General features: G+C 74.6%; 21 protein-coding genes. 6 read left to right on the forward strand and 15 right to left on the reverse strand.

Translation table 11 applies throughout. The annotated features are described in order from the left end of the window. Nucleotides 1–83: 83 nt before the first annotated feature. The 4 genes from ACFT5B_RS18040 to ACFT5B_RS18055 form a co-directional block, all read right to left on the reverse strand. Complete coding sequence (locus ACFT5B_RS18040; protein WP_386800561.1) at nt 84–1,814, reverse strand: phosphoenolpyruvate--protein phosphotransferase; 1,731 nt, start codon at nt 1,812–1,814, stop codon at nt 84–86. 91 nt (nt 1,815–1,905) lie between these two features. Further along, on the reverse strand, nt 1,906–3,525 hold the full coding sequence (locus tag ACFT5B_RS18045) for a succinic semialdehyde dehydrogenase (protein WP_386800562.1): 1,620 nt from the start codon (nt 3,523–3,525) through the stop codon (nt 1,906–1,908). A gap of 32 nt (nt 3,526–3,557) precedes the next feature. After that, nucleotides 3,558–4,106, reverse strand: a complete 549-nt coding sequence (locus ACFT5B_RS18050) for a GNAT family acetyltransferase (protein WP_386800563.1) — start codon at nt 4,104–4,106, stop codon at nt 3,558–3,560. Nucleotides 4,107–4,122: 16 nt separating this feature from the next. After that, a complete protein-coding gene (locus ACFT5B_RS18055) occupies nt 4,123–5,247 on the reverse strand; it encodes a GuaB3 family IMP dehydrogenase-related protein (protein ID WP_386800564.1) in 1,125 nt (374 codons plus the stop codon). A 77-nt stretch (nt 5,248–5,324) separates the two neighbouring features. Here ACFT5B_RS18055 and ACFT5B_RS18060 point away from each other — a divergent pair, with 77 nt between their 5' ends. After that, entirely contained in the window at nt 5,325–6,047 is a 723-nt protein-coding gene (locus ACFT5B_RS18060) for an exonuclease domain-containing protein (RefSeq protein WP_386800565.1), read from the forward strand. Between the two features lie 3 nt (nt 6,048–6,050). Here ACFT5B_RS18060 and guaB read toward each other — a convergent pair whose 3' ends face one another. Together guaB and ACFT5B_RS18070 are read right to left on the reverse strand one after the other, a co-directional pair. Continuing rightward, nucleotides 6,051–7,604, reverse strand: a complete 1,554-nt coding sequence (guaB, locus tag ACFT5B_RS18065) for an IMP dehydrogenase (RefSeq protein WP_386800566.1) — start codon at nt 7,602–7,604, stop codon at nt 6,051–6,053. A 100-nt stretch (nt 7,605–7,704) separates the two neighbouring features. Beyond that, a complete protein-coding gene (locus ACFT5B_RS18070; RefSeq protein WP_386800567.1) occupies nt 7,705–8,832 on the reverse strand; it encodes a MerR family transcriptional regulator in 1,128 nt (375 codons plus the stop codon). A 275-nt stretch (nt 8,833–9,107) separates the two neighbouring features. On the opposite strand from ACFT5B_RS18070, the gene ACFT5B_RS18075 reads away from it, so the two are divergent. Further along, nucleotides 9,108–9,410, forward strand: coding sequence for a WhiB family transcriptional regulator (locus ACFT5B_RS18075; RefSeq protein WP_386800568.1), 303 nt, complete (start codon nt 9,108–9,110; stop codon nt 9,408–9,410). 123 nt (nt 9,411–9,533) lie between these two features. Here the strand turns inward: ACFT5B_RS18075 and groES are convergent, their stop codons facing one another. Further along, nucleotides 9,534–9,830 (reverse strand): co-chaperone GroES, encoded by a 297-nt coding sequence (groES, locus tag ACFT5B_RS18080; protein ID WP_036953208.1) that lies wholly within the window; start codon nt 9,828–9,830, stop codon nt 9,534–9,536. Nucleotides 9,831–10,027: 197 nt separating this feature from the next. On the opposite strand from groES, the gene ACFT5B_RS18085 reads away from it, so the two are divergent. Together ACFT5B_RS18085 and ACFT5B_RS18090 are read left to right on the forward strand one after the other, a co-directional pair. Then, nucleotides 10,028–11,278, forward strand: a complete 1,251-nt coding sequence (locus tag ACFT5B_RS18085) for a methyltransferase domain-containing protein (protein WP_386800569.1) — start codon at nt 10,028–10,030, stop codon at nt 11,276–11,278. A 26-nt stretch (nt 11,279–11,304) separates the two neighbouring features. Further along, nucleotides 11,305–12,441 (forward strand): glutamate--cysteine ligase, encoded by a 1,137-nt coding sequence (locus ACFT5B_RS18090; RefSeq protein ID WP_386800570.1) that lies wholly within the window; start codon nt 11,305–11,307, stop codon nt 12,439–12,441. 11 nt (nt 12,442–12,452) lie between these two features. On the opposite strand, the gene ACFT5B_RS18095 is transcribed toward ACFT5B_RS18090, so the two are convergent. Next, a complete protein-coding gene (locus ACFT5B_RS18095; RefSeq protein WP_386800571.1) occupies nt 12,453–13,658 on the reverse strand; it encodes a M20 family metallopeptidase in 1,206 nt (401 codons plus the stop codon). Between the two features lie 183 nt (nt 13,659–13,841). Between ACFT5B_RS18095 and ACFT5B_RS18100 the strand changes: the two genes are divergently transcribed. Beyond that, nucleotides 13,842–14,195, forward strand: a complete 354-nt coding sequence (locus tag ACFT5B_RS18100; RefSeq protein WP_386800572.1) for a DsrE family protein — start codon at nt 13,842–13,844, stop codon at nt 14,193–14,195. On the opposite strand, the gene ACFT5B_RS18105 is transcribed toward ACFT5B_RS18100, so the two are convergent. Together ACFT5B_RS18105 and tsaD are read right to left on the reverse strand one after the other, a co-directional pair. Continuing rightward, nucleotides 14,185–14,718: a hypothetical protein gene (locus ACFT5B_RS18105; protein ID WP_386800573.1), complete on the reverse strand. Its 534-nt coding sequence runs from the start codon at nt 14,716–14,718 to the stop codon at nt 14,185–14,187. The two genes, ACFT5B_RS18100 and ACFT5B_RS18105, sit on opposite strands and share 11 nt — an antisense overlap. Beyond that, nucleotides 14,715–15,770 (reverse strand): tRNA (adenosine(37)-N6)-threonylcarbamoyltransferase complex transferase subunit TsaD, encoded by a 1,056-nt coding sequence (gene tsaD, locus ACFT5B_RS18110; protein WP_386800574.1) that lies wholly within the window; start codon nt 15,768–15,770, stop codon nt 14,715–14,717. Before tsaD ends, ACFT5B_RS18105 begins: the two co-directional genes overlap by 4 nt. An 86-nt stretch (nt 15,771–15,856) precedes the next feature. Here tsaD and ACFT5B_RS18115 point away from each other — a divergent pair, with 86 nt between their 5' ends. Further along, on the forward strand, nt 15,857–16,507 hold the full coding sequence (locus ACFT5B_RS18115; protein ID WP_386800575.1) for a malonic semialdehyde reductase: 651 nt from the start codon (nt 15,857–15,859) through the stop codon (nt 16,505–16,507). Between the two features lie 88 nt (nt 16,508–16,595). Here the strand turns inward: ACFT5B_RS18115 and rimI are convergent, their stop codons facing one another. The 5 genes from rimI to ACFT5B_RS18140 form a co-directional block, all read right to left on the reverse strand. Then, nucleotides 16,596–17,108, reverse strand: a complete 513-nt coding sequence (gene rimI, locus ACFT5B_RS18120; RefSeq protein ID WP_386800576.1) for a ribosomal protein S18-alanine N-acetyltransferase — start codon at nt 17,106–17,108, stop codon at nt 16,596–16,598. 28 nt (nt 17,109–17,136) lie between these two features. After that, nucleotides 17,137–17,871, reverse strand: a complete 735-nt coding sequence (gene tsaB / locus ACFT5B_RS18125; RefSeq protein WP_386800577.1) for a tRNA (adenosine(37)-N6)-threonylcarbamoyltransferase complex dimerization subunit type 1 TsaB — start codon at nt 17,869–17,871, stop codon at nt 17,137–17,139. A 63-nt stretch (nt 17,872–17,934) separates the two neighbouring features. Continuing rightward, nucleotides 17,935–18,474: a tRNA (adenosine(37)-N6)-threonylcarbamoyltransferase complex ATPase subunit type 1 TsaE gene (gene tsaE, locus ACFT5B_RS18130; RefSeq protein ID WP_386800578.1), complete on the reverse strand. Its 540-nt coding sequence runs from the start codon at nt 18,472–18,474 to the stop codon at nt 17,935–17,937. After that, entirely contained in the window at nt 18,471–19,721 is a 1,251-nt protein-coding gene (alr, locus tag ACFT5B_RS18135) for an alanine racemase (RefSeq protein WP_386800579.1), read from the reverse strand. The genes tsaE and alr overlap by 4 nt, the downstream gene beginning before the upstream one ends. Further along, nucleotides 19,718–20,722, reverse strand: coding sequence for a pseudouridine synthase (locus ACFT5B_RS18140; RefSeq protein ID WP_386800580.1), 1,005 nt, complete (start codon nt 20,720–20,722; stop codon nt 19,718–19,720). The genes alr and ACFT5B_RS18140 overlap by 4 nt, the downstream gene beginning before the upstream one ends.

Consider the following 20,722-nt stretch of genomic DNA (forward strand, 5'->3'; position numbering starts at 1 on the left):
GATACCGATGCAGGATCGGTATCTCGGCCGGATCTCGGTATCTCGTGCCTTAGGGGCGCCGGGCGGCTGGGGCTGGGGCGTGGCTACGCCAGGCCGAGGGCGTCCGCGACGCCGGGGGCCAGGGCGGCGAGCGCCGCGGCCCGGGCGCCGTGGGCGTCGTCGGCGGCCAGCGCGGCCTGCGCGACGGCCTGCGCCTGCGCGAAGGTGTGCGCCTTGACCGCGAACCGGACGGCGGGCACGGCGACGGGCGCCATGGACAGGCTCGTGATCCCGAGCCCCGTCAGCACGACGGCCATGAGCGGGTCGGACGCGGACTCGCCGCACACCCCGACGTCCTTGCCGGCCCGCTGTCCGGCGGCCGCGGTCGCGGCCACGAGGTCGAGGACGGCGGGCTGCCACATGTCGATGAGGTCGGCGAGCTCCCCGCGCAGCCGGTCGGTCGCCATCGTGTACTGGGCGAGGTCGTTGGAACCGATGGAGACGAAGTCGACCTCGGCGAGGATCGCGTCGGCCCGCAGCGCGGCGGCGGGGATCTCGACCATGACGCCGACCTTCGTGATGCCCTGCGCGTGGGCCGCGGCGGCGAAGTCCCGGGCCTCCCCCGGCGTCGCGATCATGGGCGCCATGACCCAGGGCTCGAGCCCGGTCTCGCGCCGTGCGTCGCCGAGCGCCTCGAGCTGGGTGGTGACGACGTCGGGCACGGTCCGCACGAGCCGGTAGCCGCGCACGCCGAGCGCCGGGTTCTCCTCGTCCGGCTGGGTGGCGAACTTGAGCGGCTTGTCGGCGCCGGCGTCGAGCGTCCGGACCACGACCTTGCGGCCCCCGAACGCCCGCAGCGCCCGCGCGTAGGTCGCGGCCTGGCCCTCGCGGGTCGGCGCGGTCTCGGCGTCGAGGAACAGGACCTCGGTGCGGAACAGCCCCGACCCCTCGACGGCCTGCGCGGCGGCGCGCTCGGCGTCCTCCGCGGTGCCGATGTTCGCGAGCAGGAGGACGCCGTGCCCGTCCGCGGTCGCACCCGGGGCGTGGTCCTCGGCGAGCCGCGCCGCGACCTCGGCGCGCTGCGCGAAGCCGTCCGCGACCTCGGGCGCCGGGTCCACCTCGACGGTCCCGGCGGCGGCGTCGACGGCGACGACGGTGCCGTCGGCGAGCCCGGTCGCCCCGCCCGCGCGAACGATGCACGGGATGCCGAGCTGGCCGGCGATGATGGCCGTGTGCGAGGTGGGGCCGCCGAGCTCGGTGACGATCGCGAGGACGTGGCTCACGTCGAGCGTCGCGGTGTCGGCGGGCGCGAGGTCCTTCCCGACGACGACGGACGGCCGGGTGAGCGCGGGCACGCCGGGCTCCGGCACCCCGAGGATCCGGGCCACGACCCGGTCGCGGACCGACCGCAGGTCGGTGACCCGCTCGGCCAGGTACCCCCCGGCCTGCTCGAACATGGTCGCGAACCCGTCGACGGCCCGGTCGAGCGCCGCCACCGGCCCGGACCCGCCCGCGATCCCCGCCGCGGTCTGCTTGCGGAGCGCCTTGTCGTCGGCCATCTGCGCGGTCGCGCCGAGCACCTCGACGGCCGCCCCGGACGCGGCGTCGGCCTGGGCACGCAGCCCCGCCGCGACCGCGTCGAACGCCGCGGTGACGCGCTCCTGCACCGCCTCGGCCTCGCCGGGCGCCGTCCCCGGCTCGTCACCCGGCACCGCGGGCGCGCCCGCCACCTGGACGACGGGCCCGACGACACCCGCCCGTCCTACCCCGACGCCGTGCAGCACGGTGCGCGGGGCGTCGGCGTCGTCGGTGGCAGCACTGGTCACGTGCGACATGGTTCCTCGATCCTCGGCGGAAGAGTGGTCTAGACCAGATGCTAGTCCTTCCGGGCCGGACCCGCCGCCCGCGCGACGACGATCGCCCGCGCTACGGCAGGCGCGTCGCCTTCATCGCCCGGAACGCGCGGGTCATCAGCGAGGTCCACTGCTCGCCCGGCCGCTCGTGGAGGGTGTCGAAGCTCAGGCCGCGGGCCACGCCGCGCTCGACCGCGACCGTCTGGACCTCGGTGACCGCCTCGATCCCCTCGCGGCCGTGCCGCCGCCCCAGCCCCGACGCCTTGAAGCCGCCGAGCGGCGCGGAGACCGACCCCCAGGCCGCGGCGTACCCGTCGTTGATGTTCACGGAGCCCGCCTGGACGCGCGCGGCCAGTCGGCGACCGCGCCCCGTGTCCCCCGTCCAGATGCTCGCGTTCAGCCCGAACTCGGTGTCGTTCATCGCGTCGACGGCCTCGTCGTCCGACGCCACCCGCCCGACCGAGACCACCGGGCCGAACGTCTCCTCGCGGGCGCACACCGCGTCGTCGGGCACGCCGTCGAGGACCGTCGGGGCGTAGAAGTACGGGCCGAGGTCGGCGCGGTGCACGCCGCCCGCGAGGACGGTGGCGCCGCGCGCGATCGCGTCGTCGACGTGCGCGACGACCCGGTCGAGCTGGGCCTGGGACGTCAGCGAGCCCACCTGGTGGCGGTAGTCGAGCCCGGGGCCCATCGTGAGGTCGCGCACGAGCGGGACGAACTCGTCGAGGAACTCGTCGGCGACCTGCTCGTGGAGGATCAGCCGCTCGATCGACATGCAGAGCTGGCCCGTGTTGGCGAAGCACGCCCGCACGACGCCGCGCGCCGCGGAGGCGACGTCCGCGTCGGCCGCGACGTAGAGCGGGTTCTTGCCGCCGAGCTCGAGCGTGGCACCGATGAGCCGCTCGCCCGCCTGCGCGGCGACCGTGCGGCCGACGGCCGTCGAGCCCGTGAACACGATGTGGTCGACGGACCCGGTGAGCGCCCTGCCCACCTCGGGCCCCCCGTACACGACCTGCACGACGCCGGCCGGCAGGCCGGCGTCCTCGAGCGCCTCCGCGGCCCAGAGCATGGTGAGCGGGGTCTGCAGGTCGGGCTTGACGACGGCCGCGTTGCCCGCGACGAGCGCCGGGAGGATGTCGGACAACGTGAGGGTCAGCGGGTAGTTCCACGGCGCGATCACGCCGACGACGCCGACCGGGTGCCGCAGGATCCGCGTGCTCGTGAGTCCCGGGATCATGCCGGGCACGCGCCGGGTCTGCAGGTAGCGGTGGGCGCGGAGGCCGTAGTGGCGGGCCACCTGAGCGACGTCCATGACCTCGTCGAACGCGCTCGTGCGCGACTTGCCGTTCTCGAGCTGGAGGAGGTCGAGCACCTCGGACTGCCGGTCGAGCACGACGTCGTGCAGCCGCAGCAGCACCTTCTCGCGCTCCCGGACCGGGACCGCGGACCAGGCCTTCTGCGCCTCGCGGGCCCGCGCCACGGCGTCCGCGACGTCCTGCTCCGAGGACAGGGGCACCGCGACCAGCGGCGCACCCGTGAAGGGCGCCACGGTGCGGTTCTCGCCCGCCCCGCGCGAGCTGGCGAGCCGGTCGAGGAGCGGCGCGACGACGTCGGGCTCGAGCGCGTACGTCGCGGTGGGGCTGTCGGGGTCGAGGAGGCCGTCGACGCTGACGTCGTCCGTGCTGTCTGCCATGGCCCCAGGCTACGCGTCCGGTACCGCGAGTCCTAGGTGGTCGACGGCCCCGGGTCGACGTCAGGGCCACCCTGCGCGAGGGGGAAGCGGCGCCCCAGGACCGTCGTCTCCTGGTCCGTGTAGCCGAGGGCCGCGTAGAAGCCCGTCGCGTCGCCGTTCGTGTGCCGCACCATGAGCTGGACCTTGCTCGCGCCCTGCGCGGCGAGCCACGCCTCGGCCGCCACGACGGTCTCGCGACCGAACCCCCGGCCCTGCCAGGCGGCGTCCACGGCCACGTAGTACAGCCAGCCGCGGTGGCCGTCGTAGCCGGCCAGCGCGCTGCTCACGACGACGTCCGCCCCCGCCACGTCGACGTGCCCGACCAGGACCGTCGACGTGGCCGTCGCGCGGGCGTCGGCGATGTCGCGCTCGGGGTCGTTCCAGGGCCGAGTGAGGCCGCACGCCGTCCACAGCGCGACGAGCGGGGCGACGTCGTCGTCGGTGACCTCGACGACGCGCAGCTCGGGCGCAGGCAGCCGCAGCCCGACGCCGTCGCGCGTCCCGGACGGCCCCGACCCGGCAGGGGTGGGAGGAGGGGTCACAGCAGGCTCCCTGCGGTCAGCGGGGCTGGTACGGCGAGACGACGACCTCGACGCGCTGGAACTCCTTGAGGTCCGAGTAGCCCGTCGTCGCCATCGCGCGGCGCAGCGCACCCACGAGGTTGAGCGTGCCGTCGGCCTGGCGCCCCGGCCCGAAGAGGATCTCCTCGAGCGTCCCGGCGGTGCCGACGCGCACCCGCTCGCCGCGCGGGAGCTGCGCGTGGTGCGCCTCCGAGCCCCAGTGCCAGCCGGCGCCCGGTGCCTCCTGCGCGCGCGCCAGGGCCGCGCCGATCATGACCGCGTCCGCGCCGCACGCGACCGCCTTCACGAGGTCGCCGGACCGGCCGACACCGCCGTCCGCGATGACGTGCACGTACCGGCCACCCGACTCGTCGAGGTAGTCGCGACGCGCGGCCGCGACGTCCGCGACGGCCGTCGCCATGGGCGCGTGGATGCCGAGCGAGACGCGCGTCGTGTGCGCGGCGCCGCCGCCGAAGCCCACGAGGACGCCCGCCGCACCGGTCCGCATGAGGTGCAGCGCCGCGGTGTACGTGGACGCCCCGCCCACGATCACGGGGACGTCGAGCTCGTAGATGAACCGCTTGAGGTTGAGCGGCTCGGCGTTCGAGGAGACGTGCTCGGCCGACACCGTCGTGCCCCGGATGACGAACAGGTCGACGCCCGCGTCCACGACCGTCTGCGAGAGCTCCTGGGTGCGCTGCGGCGAGAGCGCGCCGGCGACCGTGACGCCCGCCGCGCGGATCTCCTTGAGCCGCTGCGTGACGAGGTCCGGGAGGATCGGTGCGGAGTAGATCTCCTGCATGCGGCCGGTCGCCTGCTCGGGCGGGAGCGTCGCGATCTCCTCGAGCAGGGGGCGCGGGTCCTCGTACCGGGTCCACAGCCCCTCGAGGTCGAGCACACCGAGCCCGCCGGCGTTGCCGAGCGCGACCGCGGTCTCGGGGCTCATCACCGAGTCCATGGGGGCCGCGACGATCGGGAGGTCGAAGTGGTACGCGTCGATCTGCCAGCCGACCGAGACGTCCTCGGGGTCGCGCGTCCGCCGCGAGGGGACGACCGCGACGTCGTCGAAGGAGTAGGCACGGCGCCCACGCTTGCCACGGCCGATCTCGATCTCGTTGCTCACCGGACCAGTCTAGGGTGCGGCGTCCTCCCGTCCCCGGCCTGCGTCGCCGTGTGGGCGGCCGGTGCCATCCTGACCGCATGAGCACGGGCACGTGGACGACCTCGCCCCTCCTCGGCTTCGACACCGAGACCACGGGAGTCGACCCCCTGGGGGACCGGATCGTGTCCGCCGCGCTCGTGCACCGCACGCCCGGCGTCGAGACGTCCGTGCGCACGTGGCTGATCGACCCGGGCGTCGAGATCCCCGACGGCGCGGCCGCGATCCACCGGATCTCGACCGAGCAGGCCCGCACGTACGGACAGCCGCCGCGCGAGGCGCTCGAGGAGATCGCGTCGGTGCTGCACGAGGCGCTCGCGGAGGGCGTCCCCGTCGTCGCGTTCAACGCGGGCTTCGACCTGGTGCTCCTGGACGCCGAGCTCGCACGGCACGGGCTCCGGACCCTGCCGGAGCGGCTCGGGCGGCCGGTTCCCGCCGTCGTCGACCCGCTCGTCCTCGACCGCGCGCTCGTGCCGCTGCGCCGCGGCGGCCGCACGCTCGGCGCGCTGTGCTCGGCCTACGGCGTGCTCGACCCCGAGGACCTGGAGGCGGCCGGTCTCCACGCCGCCGACGTCGACGTCGTCGCGACCCTCGACCTGCTCGCCGCGATGACCGCCGCCTACCCGCAGCTCGCCGTGATGGACCTCACGACGCTGCACGCCTACCAGGTCGACCAGCACCGCGCCTGGACCGCCGAGCTCGAGCGCTGGCGCGCCCTCGAGGGCCAGACCGGCCCGGCGGCGGAGCCCCGCCGCCGGGCCTGAGCCTCAGCTCCCCTGGTAGTTGGGGGCCTCGACGGTCATCTGGATGTCGTGCGGGTGCGACTCCTTGAGGCTCGCCTGCGTGATCCGGACGAACTGGCCGCGCTGCTGCAGCTCGGGGACCGTGCGCGCGCCGACGTAGAACATCGACTGGCGCAGCCCGCCGACGAGCTGGTGCGCGACCGCGGCCAGCGGGCCCCGGTACGCGACCCGGCCCTCGATGCCCTCGGGGACGAGCTTGTCGTCGCTCGTGACCTCGGCCTGGAAGTAGCGGTCCTTCGAGTAGGACTTCTTGCCGCGCGAGCTCATCGCGCCGAGCGAGCCCATGCCGCGGTACGCCTTGAACTGCTTGCCGTTGACGAAGATGAGGTCGCCCGGAGCCTCGTCGCAGCCCGCGAGGAGCGAGCCGAGCATGACGGTCTCGGCACCGGCCACGATCGCCTTCGCGATCTCGCCCGAGTACTGCAGGCCGCCGTCGGCGATGACGGGGATCCCCGCGGCGCGCGCGGCGAGCGAGGCCTCCCAGACGGCCGTGATCTGCGGCGCCCCGACGCCCGTGACGATGCGGGTGGTGCAGATCGAGCCCGGGCCCACGCCCACCTTGATCGCGTCGGCACCGGCCTCGACGAACGCCTGCGAGCCCTCGCGGGTCGCGACGTTGCCGCCGATGACCTGGACGTGGCGCGTCGCGGGGTCCGTCTTCAGGCGGCGGACCATGTCGAGCAGCAGCCGGACGTGCCCGTGCGCGGTGTCGGCGACGAGGACGTCGACGCCGGCCTCGACGAGCGTCGTCGCACGCTCCCAGGCGTCGCCGAAGTACCCGATCGCGGCGCCGACGCGGAGGCGACCCTCGGCGTCCTTCGTGGCGTTCGGGTACTGCTCGGTCTTGACGAAGTCCTTGACGGTGATGAGCCCGCCCAGGCGCCCGTCGGCGTCGACCAGGGGCAGCTTCTCGATCTTGTGCTTGGCGAGGATCGCTGCGGCCTCGTCGCGGGCGATCCCGACGGGAGCCGTGACGAGCGGCATCGGCGTCATGACCTCGCGCACGCGACGCGTCTCGTAGTCGGCGCTCGCGACGAAGCGCAGGTCACGGTTCGTGATGATGCCGAGGAGCACGCCGCGCTCGTCGACGACGGGCAGGCCCGAGACCCGGTACTGCCCGCACAGGGCGTCCAGCTCGGCGAGCGTGGCCTCGGGACCGACCGTCACAGGGTCGGTGACCATGCCGGACTCGGACCGCTTCACGACGTCGACCTGGTGCGCCTGGTCGGCGATCGAGAGGTTGCGGTGCAGGACGCCGATGCCGCCGTTCCTGGCCATCGCGATGGCCATGCGCGACTCGGTCACCGTGTCCATGGCGGCGCTGACCAGCGGGACCGCCAGGGAGATCTCTCGGGTCAGCCGGCTGGTCGTGTCGACCTCGCTCGGGACGACGTCGGTCTCCCCGGGGAGGAGGAGGACGTCGTCGTAGGTCAGCCCGATCCGTGTGAACGGGTTCGGCGGGTCCGTCGGGACCGGCTGGCCGGGCGTCGAGGCGTAGGTGGCAGGCACGTCCGTCATGTCAAGAGTCTACGTTCTGCGGCGGCCGTCCATTCCCGGCCGACCGGACGTCCCGGACCCGACGCGCCGCGGTGCGACGCGGCTCACACGACGCCCCCGTTCAGGCTTCCGCGACGGCGAGGACCTCGTGCAGCAGCCCCGGGAAGCTCCGCGCCCGGTGCACCTGGTGCGCGAGCGGGACCGCGGTCTCGTCCTGCTCCCGCCCGAGCCCGACGAAGATCGGGAGGGAGGGGTGCGCCTCGTGGATCGCCTCGACGAGGTGCCACGGCGGCTGGGTGAGCCCCGAGACCGTCACGACGGCGACCGGCTGGACCATCGTGACGAGCTCGATGGAGCGGTGGGCGCCCGCCGGTCCGGTCACGACGCGGGCTGTCACGCCGTGCGCGACGAGCGCCGCCGCGAGGGCGTGCGCCTGCACGGGCACGGGCTCGCCGATGGCCGAGAACACGAGGACGATGCGACCGAGCCGGGACGGGTGCGAGACCGGCGGTCCGGAGCGCTCGTTGACCTCGTCGCCGTGCTCGGCCTGGAACACGCGCAGCGCGTGCAGCGTCGCGTTGTTGAGCAGGACCTCGGGTGCCTCGCCCGGGCCGGCGAGGACGACGCGCGCGAGGAGGCGCTGCCGCGCCGGCTCGACGACGTCCGCCCACCAGGCCGCGGGGTCGCCGTCGGTCGCGATCCGCAGGAGCTCGTCGCAGCGCGCCTCGTCGTAGGCGATCGCGGCGTCGACGATCTCGGTCACGAGGGCGTGGGGGTCGAGCGGACGCCCGTCGCGCCCGGCGCCCGCGTCCCGTCCGCCCGCGATCGCGCGCAGCACGGGCCGCGGCGCCGCAGGGGCGTGACCGGAGCTCACGACCTCGGGGTCGTCGTGGAGGTCCTCGGCCGCGAGCGCCCGACTGCGCAGCTCGTCCTGCCCCGCCGCGAGCGCCGTGCGCGCGGCCTCGGCGGGGGCGACGCCGTCGAGCGTGAGCTCGCGCATCAGGAGGAGGCGGTCGACGTCCTCGCTGGTGTAGCGGCGGTGCGCGCCGGCGACGTGCGAGGACGGCCCGAGCCCGTAGCGACGGTCCCAGGTGCGCAGGGTCGCAGCCGCGACACCGAGCCGACGAGCGACGCTGGCGACGGTGTAACCGGACGCGCGGGCACCGCCCGTCGTCTGGGCCTCTGTGTCGCCGTCGTCGTTTCCTTGGCCCGGGATGCTCGTGGGCCTGCTCGTGCTGCCGCCTGTCACCCCTCGATTGTGCTCAGGGTCGCCCTCCACCGCCACCGGCGAACCGCGTCAAGAGTGCGTCAGCACCGCGCCATTTCACCCCGGGGCAAGCGATTCAAGAACGTTGCGGAGAAGGGTTGAACAATCTGTGAAGCGATTGCTAGGTTGTGAACCACCGACGACGGGGCCGGACCACACACGAGGAGTCCGGGTCCCCGAGTCGGCGAAGCAACTGCACCGCGTGGATCCTCCAGGGGGGCCACGTCCGCATCGTTCGCCAGCGAAAGGACGACGACATGACTGAGATCTCCCGCCTCCCCGGCCCCGTGATGGACCTGTGGGAATGGCAGTACCAGGGGGCTTGCCGCCAGACCGGTGACGAGGTGTTCTTCCACCCGGAGGGCGAACGGGGATCCAACAGGCGCAGGCGCGACGAGGCCGCGAAGGCCGTGTGCGCGAGCTGCCCGGTCATGGAGCTGTGCCGCGAGCACGCGCTGCGCGTGCGCGAGCCGTACGGGGTCTGGGGCGGCCTCACGGAGGACGAGCGCACCACCATCCTGTGCGAGCGGGACCGGCAGGCGCTCAGCCGCGTCAGCTGAACGGGCGCCGTCGGCACCGCCGCCGTCGGCACCGTGGACGAGACAGCACGAGGCCCCGCACCCGGGAGGGTGCGGGGCCTCGTGGCGTCACGGCCGGACGGGCCGCAAGCAGGTGAGCCGGTGTCAGCCGACCACGACGGCGAGGACGTCGCGCGCGGAGAGCACGAGGTACTCCTCGCCCGCGTACTTGACCTCGGTGCCCCCGTACTTGCTGTACAGGACCTTGTCGCCGACGGCGACGTCGAGCGGGACACGGTTGCCGTTGTCGTCGATGCGACCCGGGCCCACCGCGAGGACCTCGCCCTCCTGGGGCTTCTCCTTCGCGGTGTCCGGGATGACCAGACCGGACGCCGTCGTGGTCTCGGCCTCGACGGCCTTCACGACGATCCGGTCCTCGAGCGGCTTGATGGGGACCGACACAGCGGGCCCTCCCTTTCGCTGAGTACTGCTGCTGACGATGGGTTCGCGCGCACGCTGGCCGTCGTCGCGGGTGCCGGCACAGCGGGAGCACACAGCCCTCGGCGCCCTCGCGGGTGCCGCTGGCCTCGGGTCCAATCTAGGTGGGCGTTAGCACTCGGTCAAGGCGAGTGCCAGCCGCGTCGTGGGACGATCGAGCCGTGGACCTCGCGACCGTCGAACAGCTCACCTCGCCCGCCGGACGCGCCCTCCTCGAGGCCCTCCCCCCGTACGACGAGGCCCAGACGCTCGCGCTGTCCGCGGGTCTGCGCGAGCGCGGGATCGACCCGGGGCTCGCGGCCGCGGCGCTGACCCAGACCCGGCTGCGCGAGAAGGCGCGCGCGAAGCTCGGCCCGTTCGCCGACGGCATGCTCTTCACGCCCGAGGGGCTCGAGCAGGCCACGAGGCTTGTCGTCGCGGCACGCCACGCCCAGCGCTACCTCGCGGCCGGGACGACACGGGTGGCCGACCTCACCTGCGGCCTCGGCGCGGACGCGCTGGCGTTCGCGGGCGTCGGGCTGCGTGTCCTCGCCACCGACGTCGACCCGGCGACCGCCGCCCTCGCCGCGCACAACCTCCGCGCCTTCCCCGAGGCGGAGGTGCGCTGCGCCGACGGGCTCGCGCTCGACCTCGCGGCCGAAGGCGTCGACGGCGTCTACGCCGACCCGATGCGCCGGACCCGGACCGGGACCCGCGTCCTCGACCCGGCGGCCTACGCTCCCCCGCTCGACGCCGTCTGGTCCCTGCGTGACGCCGTGCCCGCGCTCGGCATCAAGGTCGGGCCCGGGATCGCGCACGCCGGCCTGCCCGACGACGCCGAGACCCAGTGGGTGTCCGTCGACGGCGACGTCGTCGAGGCCGCGCTGTGGTTCGGCCCGCTCGCACCGCGGGGCCCGGGGCGCACGGCGCTCGTCCTGCGCTCGGGCGTCGACGGTCGCGTCGCGGGGCGGGAGCTCCGCGGGCCGCGCCCCGGCGAGGAGGACCTCGTCGCCGACGTCGGGCCCGTCGGCACCTACCTCTACGAGCCCGACGGGGCGGTCATCCGGGCGGGGCTCGTCGCCCAGGTCGCCGCCGAGACGGGCGGGCGTCTGCTCGACCCGACCATCGCGTACGTGACGTCGGACGCCGGGCCCCAGGCGGCGTCGTCGGACGGGACGGACGTCCCGGCGGCGACCGCGTACCGGGTGCTCGACGTCATGCCGTTCGGCCTGAAGCGCCTCAAGGCCTACCTGCGGGAGAACGGCGTCGGGCGGGTCACCATCAAGAAACGGGGCACCGCGGTGACGCCCGAGCAGCTCCGCCGCGACCTGGGCCTGAAGAACACGCCGGAGAGCGCCGAGGCGACGCTCGTCCTGACGCGCGTGGCGGGTCGGCAGAGCGTGCTCGTCGTGGAGCCCGCTACCCGCGCGTAGCCCCCGCGCCATGGAAGAGTAGGTCCATGAAGCTGCCGTTCGCGCCGTCCGAGCGCTCCACGGTGGGGATCGAGTGGGAGCTCGCCCTCGTGGACAAGGACTCGGGCGACCTCCGCCAGGTCGCCCAGACCGTGCTCGACGCCGTCCGCCCCGAGGGGCGCGACGCCCACCCGCACATCGTGCAGGAGCTGCTCCTCAACACCGTGGAGGTGGTCTCCGGCGTCGGCCGGAACGTGCCCGACGCGGCGTCGGACCTCGAACGTGCCGTCGAGGAGATCCGCGCCGTGACCGACCCGTTGCGCGTCGAGCTCATGTGCGCGGGGACGCACCCGTTCGCGCAGTGGTCGCACCAGAAGGTCACGGACAAGGCGCGCTACAACACCCTCATCGACCGGACCCAGTGGTGGGGTCGCCAGATGCTCATCTACGGCGTGCACGTGCACGTCGGCATCGAGGACCGCCGCAAGGTCCTGCCCATCCTCCGGGCCATGCTCACGTGCTTCGCGCACCTGCAGTCGCTGTCGGCGTCGTCGCCGTTCTGGGGCGGGCGCGACACCAACTACGCGTCCAACCGCGCGCTGATGTTCCAGCAGCTCCCGACCGCCGGCCTCCCGTTCCAGTTCGAGGAGTGGTCGCAGCTCGAGTCGTACGTCGCCGACCTCACGCACACGGGCGTGATCGACGCGTTCGACGAGGTCCGCTGGGACCTGCGGCCCTCGCCCCGCAACGGGACCCTGGAGTCGCGCATCCTCGACGGCGTGACGAACATCAGCGAGCTGCGCGCCCTCGCCGCGCTCACGCACTGCCTCGTGGAGAAGTTCTCCCGCATGCTCGACGACGGCGCCGAGCTCCCGACGCTCCCGCCGTGGTTCGTGCAGGAGAACAAGTGGCGGTCGGCTCGGTACGGGATGGACGCGATCATCATCCTCGACGCGAAGGGCAACGAGGAGCTGGTGACGGACGCCGTCGCGCGCCTGCTCACCGAGCTCGAGCCCGTAGCCGAGGGCCTCGGGTGCGCCGACGACCTCGACGGGGTGCGCACGATCCTGCGCAAGGGCGCGTCGTACCAGCGGCAGCGCGCTGTCGCCCGGCGTGCGGGCGGGGAGCTGGACGCCGTCGTGGCCTCGCTGGTCGCCGAGATGCGGGCGGGCCGCCCGCTCTGAGGCGGGGGCGCTCAGCCCGAGGCGCGGGCGACGAGGAAGCCCGCCATCGCCTCGACGCCGAACGCGATCGCCCGCTCGTCCGCGCCGAAGCCGGGGTGGTGCGGCACCCCGTTGAGCCCCTCCGCCGGGTTGGCCACGCCGAGGATGTGCATCGCGCCGGGGAGGGCGTGGAGGAAGAGCGCGAAGTCCTCGCCGTTGAACGGGTACGCCGCGTGGAGGACCTCCACGGCTGCGTCCCCGAACGCGCCCCGGACGTGGTCGCCGAAGGCGACGCTCGGCTCGACCGCGTTGACCATGCCCGGAAAGGGCTCGCCGTCGAAGGTGAGCCGGGCGTCCGCGTCCCGGGCGACGGCACCGAGCTCCGCCCGCAGCTCCGCGTACCTGCTGTCGGGCCAGGCCCGGAACCACCCCCGCACGACAGCGGTCCCCGGTCGGTCGTCGACGTCGGCGTCCGTCAGCACGAACGTCGCGTGCGGACCGTCGGGCACCGACAGCTCCTCGGCGAGGCGCTCGAACGCCTCGTCCGAGTCCGGGAAGCCGACCGTCCCGAGGCGGCGCACCGCGGCGACGACGGCTGCGGCCCGAGCGGCGGCGTCGTCGCCGGTCAGCTCGACCCGGAACCAGTCGATGCCCGGGAAGCCGTACCCCGGGCCGACCGCGACGGCCCCGACGGGCAGCGGCCCGCAGTGGTAGGCGTGGATCTCGTCGATCCCGGCGCCGCCCGCGACCGACAGCACGCCGTCGTCGAGCATCGCGCGGGCGCCCGCGAGCGCCTCCTCCGCGGGCTGGAAGATCAGCACCACGCGGCCTGCGAGCTCGCCACGCGCGGCCGCACGCGCGAGCACCACACCGAGCCCCACACCGACGGCGGTGTGGAGGTCGTGGCCGCACAGGTGCGCGGCACCCAGCGCCTCGGACGCGAAGTCGAGGCCGGGGCGCTCGTCGGTCGGCACCGCGTCGACGTCGGCCCGGAACGCGATGGTCCGGCCGGGCTCCGAGCCCTCGACCGTCGCGACGACGCCGTGCCCTCCGACGCCCGTCGTCACGGTCAACCCTGCCCCGCGCAGGCGTTCGGCGACGAGGGCCGCGGTGCGGGCCTCGTTCCCGGCGAGCTCGGGATGACGGTGGAGCTCACGCCGCAACGCGACCAGCTCGTTCTCGAGGGCCTCCTCCACGCGTCCGACGTCAGCCCGCTCCGGTCTCGTCTCCGTGCCCATGCCACGCTCCCGCCCTCGGACCGTCGCCGGTGCACGGCATGTCGCCACGTCGCAGCCGTCCGAGCGCTGCGATCGTAGCGACGCAGCGTCGAGGAGGGAAGGCCGGGGACCGCCTGGCGGGACGGCCCGACGCGGTGGCGCGGGTGGTCCTAGCGTCGGCGGGTGAGCCCCAGGAGGACACCCATGACGACCCGGACGGTCATCCATCTCTTCCACGACGACGCCGACTCGATCAGCCTCGGCAGCCGCGTCCCGCAACGCATGCTCGAGGTCGCGCACGAGCAGGGCGTGGAGGTCGAGGTGTTCTGCTTCGGGCCCGCTCAGCGCCGGCTGTCCGACGCCGGGGACGAGGCCGCGACCTTCAACCGTCAGATCGACGAGCTGGTCGCCGCCGGCGTCCACGTCGGCGCGTGCGTGAACGCTGCACGGGCGGACGGCGTCGAGGACGCCCTCCGGGACCGCGGGCTCGTGCTGCGCGTCGCCCGGGACGAGTTCCTCCGGTTCACCGTCGAGGGCTCGACCGTCATCACGTTCTAGTCCGGCCGCGCTCCCGGGCGGGTGGCCGGACCGCGCGCAGCAGGCCGTGCACGCCCCGGAGCGCCGAGCCGCCGAGGACCGCTGCGCCCACGGCGCCCCAGGCCGGGACGAGTGCGACGGCCGTGGCGGAGCCCGCCACCACCCCGGTCCCCCATCCGTCGACGGACGCGAGTCCCGCGCCGACAGCCGTCGCGACCGCGAGGAGGACCACGCCACAGGCCCTGAGCGCGCGGGGCGGCTCGGACCGCAGGCGTGGTACGACCCGCACCACAGCGAGCACCACGAGGACCACGACGACGCCCAGCCCGCCGAATACGGCTGCGAGCAGGACCAGAAGAGGACCGGCGAGGGGGCCGCCCGGATCCTTGCCGGTGAGCATCGCCAGCACGACGAGGACGCCGTAGGCCACGACACCGATCAGCGCATAGCCGCAGGCCGTGACTGCGACGAGCCCCGCACCGCCCGCCACACGGACGACGACCCGCCGTGCGAGCCGAAGCGGGCCCACGGCCGCGGCCGTCACACCGTGACGGTCGTGAGCGGCATCGACGAGTCGACGCCGATGTCCAGGTTCGAGGGCGCGACGCCCGCCGCGACGACCGCCGACCCGAGGGCCGCGATCATGGCGCCGTTGTCGGTGCAGTAGCGGATCGGCGGGATCCGGAGCGTGATGCCCTCGGCGGCACAACGCTCGGCGGCCATGTCGCGCAGCTGCGAGTTCGCGGAGAACCCGCCCCCGACGACGAGGGTGTCGACGCCATGGCGGTGGCACGCGGCGATCGTCTTGGCCGTGAGCACGTCGGCGACGGCTGCGGCGAAGGAGGCGGCGACGTCGGGCAGGGGGATCTCCTCGCCGGCGTCGCGGCGCGTCTCGACCCAGCGGGCGACGGCCGTCTTGAGCCCGGAGAAGGAGAAGTCGTAGGCGTGCTTCTCCTGGTCCTTCGCTGCGGTGAGGCCGCGCGGGAAGCGGATCGCGGCGGGGTTCCCCTCGCGCGCGAGCCGGTCGATGTGGGGGCCGCCCGGGTAGGGAAGGCCGAGGAGCCGGCCGACCTTGTCGAAGGCCTCGCCGGCGGCGTCGTCGAGGGTCGAGCCGAGCTCGGTGACGTGGGTGGCGATGTCGTCGACGAGCAGGAGCGAGCTGTGCCCGCCCGAGACCACGAGCGCCATGAACCGCTCCGGGAACGGCCCGTCGACGAGCGCGTCGACGGCGGCGTGGCCGATGACGTGGTTGACGCCGTAGAGCGGCTTGCCGAGCCCGAGCGCGAGGGCCTTGGCGGCGGAGGCGCCGATGGTGAGCGGCCCCACGAGGCCGGGGCCCGCGGTCACCGCGATCGCGTCGACCTCGGAAAGGCCGACGTCGGCGGTGCCGAGCGCCCGCTCGATCGTCGGGATCATGGCCTCGAGGTGGGCGCGGCTCGCGACCTCCGGGATGATCCCGCCGAACCGCGCATGCTCGTCCATCGAGCTCGCGACGGCGTCGACGAGGAGTTCGCCGCCTCGTACGAGCGCCACTCCGGTCTCGTCGCAGGACGTCTCGATGCCGAGGACGAGGGGGGCTCCGGGCTGGTCAGGCATGGTCCCAGGGTAGTGGGGCGCCGTCGTGTGGCGGACGTCACGGCCCGGACGGGAAGTCGGTTGTCGCCTCAACTGTTGTGCGCGTCATGAGCATCGACACCACGACCGACGAGCTGAACCGCGAGCTCGACGCCCTCGAGACCGCCTTCGTGATCGACGACGCCGCCGCGGACCTCCTGTTCCGCGAGGCGCACACCACGAGCAAGTTCTCGGACGAGCCCGTCACGCCCGCGCAGGTCGAGGCCGTCTGGGACCTCATCCGCTGGGCTCCCACGGCCATGAACTCCCTGCCGCTGCGCCTCCTGGTCGTCGAGCAGGGCGAGGGCCGCGAGCGCCTCGCCCCGCACATGGGCGACTTCAACCGCGACAAGACCGTCGCGGCCCCGCTGACGATCGTCGCGGCCGCCGACCCGGGCTTCCACCGCCACCTCAAGACGCTCGCGCCGTTCCGCGAGGGCGCCGAGGAGCAGTTCGAGCCGCTCGTCGAGATGCGTGAGGGCATGGCCCGCACGTCCGCGCTGATCCAGATCGGGTACCTCATCGTGGGTCTGCGCGCCGCCGGCCTCGCCGTCGGCCCGATGACGGGGTTCGACGCCGCGGCGCTCGACGCCGACCTGTTCGCCGAGAACGGCTGGAAGTCGCTCGTCGTCATCAACGTCGGCCACCCGGCCGAGGAGGACGCGCACCACCCGCGCCAGGCGCGCCTTGACTTCGACACCGTCGCCCAGGTCATCTGACCTCGCTTCGACCGCGCACGAAGGGCGCCCGGACCACGGTCCGGGCGCCCTTCGTACGTCTCCAGGCGATCCCGGCGGTCGCGGCCGCTCAGCCGGCGGCGGGTTCGTCCGAGAGCTCGAGCCGCATCGTGTAGGCGTCGACGTCCTCGGGCTGGTAGTAGCGCTTGCGGATCCCCAGCTGCTCGAACCCGTACTTGGCGTACAGGTTGAGCGCGGGCTCGTTGTCGACGCGGACCTCGAGCAGCACCGCCTCCGCCCGGAGCTCGCGTGACCGGGCGATCAGCGCCTCGAGGAGCTGCGACCCGATCCCGTGGTGCTGGAAGGCAGGGTCGACGCCGATCGTCATGACCTGGGTGACGTCGCCGTCGAACCACAGGCCCGCGTAGCCCACGAGCTCGTGCGAGCCCGCGGCGTCGATCCGCACCGGCTCCGCGGCCACGTACCAGCGCCCGAGCGCGGCCAGCTCCTGCGCGAACATCGCGTAGCTCCAGGCGCCACGACCGAACAGCTCGATCTCGAGCTGCACGACGCGCCGGAGGTCGGCCGCCCGCAGGGGGCGGATCCGCGTGCCGACCACCCCGGGGTCCGTGTCCGTCGTCACTGCCGCTCCTTCTCCGCGCGTCGGGCTGTCAGGCGCTCGCGCGCTTGGGTGCGCCGGGCACCTGGGCGTCCGGCCGTCGCAGGTACAGCGGCGTCGTGGGCAGGTCCTCACCGGCGGCGTGGCGGGCGAGCGCGAGCCGCGCGAGCACGACCGGGTCGGGGACGTCGGGGGCGTCCCCGGAAGCCTCGGGATCCGTGGCCGCAGACGTCGCGGCCGCCCCCAGCTCCGGGTACAGCGCCGCGCCACGCCCGACGACGACCGCGCCGTCGGCGTGACCGGCGGCGACGACGTCCTCGGCCCGGGCGACGTCCGGGCCGGCGACGGTCTCGAGCACGGGCACCCCGTGCGGACCCTCGTGCGCCACGACGCGGTAGCGCGCCCAGTAGACCTCACGGCGGCGGGCGTCAGCGGCGACGAGGACCTCGTCGCCCGGGTCGAGTCCCAGGCCGCCGACCGCCTCCGCGGCCAGCGCGTCGAGGCTGCACACGCCCCAGACGGGCACGCCGAGCGAGAGCCCGAGCGTGCGCGCGGTCACGAGGCCGACACGGAGGCCGGTGAACGGGGCCGGGCCCGTGCCCGCCACCACGGCCGTCAGCTCCGAGCGGTGGACCTGCGCGTCATGGAGGACCTCGGAGACGAGGGGCGTGAGGAGCTCGGCGTGCCGGCGCTGCTCGTCGACGACGCGCGACGCGAGCCGCTCGCCGCCCTCCCCGACCAGCGCGACGGCGACGGCCGCGGACGTGTCGACTGCAAGAACTGCCACGGGACCAGCGTAAGAGGTCGCACGGGTGGCCGCTGACGTCCCCCCCGCCTCGCGGTGCTCCGGTCAGGCGGCGGTGGCCGGCGGCTCGCCGGGCAGCTCGACGTCGTCCCACCGCTCCCCGACGGCCGTGACCGTGGCGTGCCGCACGCCGACCTCGGCGCCGGCGTCCTCGTCCTGCTCGCCGTCGGGCACCCCCGTGAACCCGCCGTGCGGCCGCTCGAGCCGCACCTCGAGCCGGTCGTCGGCGAGCTGCTCGACGAGGCCCTCGCCCCACTCGACGACCGTCACGACCTCGTCGAGGCTCGAGTCGAGGTCGAGCGCGTCGACCTCGTCGAGCGAGCCGAGGCGGTAGGCGTCCACGTGCACGAGCCCCGGGCCGGGCGTCACCGGCGGGTGCTCGCGGGCGATGATGAACGTCGGCGACGCCACCTGGCCGCGGACACCGAGGCCCGCGCCGATGCCCTGCGTGAGCGTCGTCTTCCCGGCGCCGAGGTCGCCCGTGAGGACGACGAGGTCGCCCGCCCGCAGGACCGCCGCGAGGGCGGCCCCGAAGGCCCGCGTCGCGTCGGCGTCGGGCAGGTCGAGGGTGTAGGTGCGGCTCATGCGTGCTCCGTGTCGATGTGGACCCGCGGGATCCGTGCCCCCAGGCGGGTCGTGATCTCGTAGCTGATGGTTCCTGCGGCGTCGGCCCAGTCCTGGGCGGTCGGCGCGACACCCCCTCCCGGCAGCGGCTCGTCGACCCCGAAGAGCCGCACGACGTCGCCCGCGCGCTCGGTCGCGCCCGGGCCGAGGTCGAGGACGACCTGGTCCATGCAGACGCGTCCCGCGATCCGCAGGACGCGCGCGGCGTCGCCCGACCCGACCAGCACCGGGCCGCCGGGGCCCGCACTGCCGCCGGACGCGTGGCGCGGGATGCCGTCCCCGTAACCGAGGGGGACGATCCCGAGGACCGTGTCCTGCGTCGTCGTGTACAGGTGGGCGTACGAGACGCCCTGCCCTTCCCGTACAGGCTTGACGGTCGCCAGGCTCGCCTCCACCGTCATCGCCGGGACCAGGTCGAGATCACGCGGCGTCGCGAGCTGCGGCACCGGCGACATCCCGTACACGGCGAGCCCGGGACGGACGAGGTCGTAGTGGAGCTCGGGCGCCGTCAGGGTGGCCGCGGAGTTCGCGAGGTGCCGCACCTCGAGCCGGGCGCCCGCCCGCTCGGCGCGCGTGAGAACGTCCTCGAACACCTCGTGCTGCGCGAGGACGCTCGGGTGCGACGGTTCGTCCGCGAGCGCCAGGTGCGACCAGAGCCCGACGAGCCGGACGGTCCCCTCCGCCTCGGCGCGGAGCAGGGCGGGGAGGACGGCGTCGAGGTCGTCAGCCATGACGCCGTTGCGGCCGAGGCCGGTGTCGACCTTGAGGTGCACACGAGCGGTACGACCGGTGGCGCGGGCGGCCGCGACGACGTCGTCGACGGCCCAGGGCGCCGCGACCGAGACGTCGACGTCCGCCTCGAGCAGCGCCGCGAAGTCGACCCCCGGCGCGTGCAGCCAGGTGAGGAGGCGCGCCTCGCCGGGCCCGACGCCCGCCGCACGGAGCGCGAGCGCCTCCGCCGCCTGCGCGACGCCCAGCCAGGTCGCCCCGCCTGCGACGGCGGCCCGGGCGGACGGCACGAGGCCGTGCCCGTAGGCGTCGGCCTTGACGACCGCGAGGACCTCGGCGCCCGGTGCCTTCTCGCTCAGGGTCCGCACGTTGTGGCGGATCGCGGCGAGGTCGACGACGGCGCGCGCCGGGTAGCCCGCGCCGTCGAGCGGGCGGAGGGTGGCCGGGGGCCGGGTGGCCGGGTCGGTGGGAAGGCTCACGGTGTCCCATCCTCGCACTCCGCGTCACGCGGCCAGGCCGCGAGCCGCCGCCGCGACTCGAACGTCCGGAGCTCGCGCGTGAAGGGATCGGTGAACGCGACGGCGCGCGCGAGGAGCTGGAGAGGGTCGGACCAGTCGTCCTCGGCGACGTCGCGGAGCTCCGGGTAGAACGGGTCGCCGAGGATCGGGACGCCGAGGCGCGCGAGGTGCAGCCGGAGCTGGTGGGTGCGGCCGGTACGCGGTTCGAGCCGGTAGAGGCCGAGGTCGGGCGCGACGTCGGCGGGCGCCCACGGCGGGCGAGCGACGTCGTCCGGCCAGGGGCGGGAAGCGACGAGCGAGACGCGGCTCTCCGCGTTGGGCTCCCCCGGCACCTCCGCAGCCCGCAGCACGCCGCGCTCCTTGACGATGCGGCTGCGGACGACCACCGGCAGCCGGAGGTCCGGGCGCACCGGGGCGACCGCGAGGTACTCCTTGTCGAGCCCGCGCCGGTCGAGGAGCTGCTGATAGGCGCCCCGGACCTCGCGCCGGACCGTGAAGACCACGACGCCCGCGGTGACCCGGTCGAGCCGGTGGATCGGCGACAGCTCCGGCAGGTCGAGCTCCCGGCGGAGCTGCACGAGCAGGGACCGCGCCACGTAGGCGCCGCGCGGGAGGGTCGCGACGAAGTGCGGCTTGTCGACGACGAGCAGGTTGTCGTCGCGGTACAGCACCTCGGCGCGGAACGGGAGCTCGGGCTCGGCGGGCGGGTCGCGGTAGAGCCAGACCGTGTCGTGCGGGCGGTACGAGGTGGCCGCGTCGACGGGCGTGCCGTCCTCGAGGACGACCTCCCCCGCGGCGACCTTCTCGCGCAGGCGCGCCTCGTCGTCGGGGAACCTGCCGACGAGGTAGGCGAGCACGGTCGCGGGCGTCGGGTCCGAGGACGACGGGACGGGCAGCCGCAGGCGGGTCGGGTTGAGCCCGGCGCGCACCGGGAGCGGCGGCGGGGTCCGGCGGCGGGGCAC

Source organism: Luteimicrobium sp. NPDC057192 (assembly GCF_042670205.1).
In the GTDB taxonomy this organism is placed as follows: Bacteria; Actinomycetota; Actinomycetes; order Actinomycetales; family Cellulomonadaceae; genus Luteimicrobium.

Bases quoted from the DNA above. Each gene is read 5' to 3' on its own strand.
- ACFT5B_RS18040 (WP_386800561.1), bottom strand. From the start codon at position 1,814: ATGTCGCACGTGACCAGTGCTGCCACCGACGACGCCGACGCCCCGCGC.
- ACFT5B_RS18045 (WP_386800562.1), bottom strand. From the start codon at position 3,525: ATGGCAGACAGCACGGACGACGTCAGCGTCGACGGCCTCCTCGACCCC.
- ACFT5B_RS18060 (WP_386800565.1), top strand. From the start codon at position 5,325: ATGAGCACGGGCACGTGGACGACCTCGCCCCTCCTCGGCTTCGACACC.
- guaB (WP_386800566.1), bottom strand. From the start codon at position 7,604: ATGACGGACGTGCCTGCCACCTACGCCTCGACGCCCGGCCAGCCGGTC.
- ACFT5B_RS18075 (WP_386800568.1), top strand. From the start codon at position 9,108: ATGACTGAGATCTCCCGCCTCCCCGGCCCCGTGATGGACCTGTGGGAA.
- ACFT5B_RS18090 (WP_386800570.1), top strand. From the start codon at position 11,305: ATGAAGCTGCCGTTCGCGCCGTCCGAGCGCTCCACGGTGGGGATCGAG.
- ACFT5B_RS18095 (WP_386800571.1), bottom strand. From the start codon at position 13,658: ATGGGCACGGAGACGAGACCGGAGCGGGCTGACGTCGGACGCGTGGAG.
- ACFT5B_RS18100 (WP_386800572.1), top strand. From the start codon at position 13,842: ATGACGACCCGGACGGTCATCCATCTCTTCCACGACGACGCCGACTCG.
- tsaD (WP_386800574.1), bottom strand. From the start codon at position 15,770: ATGCCTGACCAGCCCGGAGCCCCCCTCGTCCTCGGCATCGAGACGTCC.
- ACFT5B_RS18115 (WP_386800575.1), top strand. From the start codon at position 15,857: ATGAGCATCGACACCACGACCGACGAGCTGAACCGCGAGCTCGACGCC.
- tsaE (WP_386800578.1), bottom strand. From the start codon at position 18,474: ATGAGCCGCACCTACACCCTCGACCTGCCCGACGCCGACGCGACGCGG.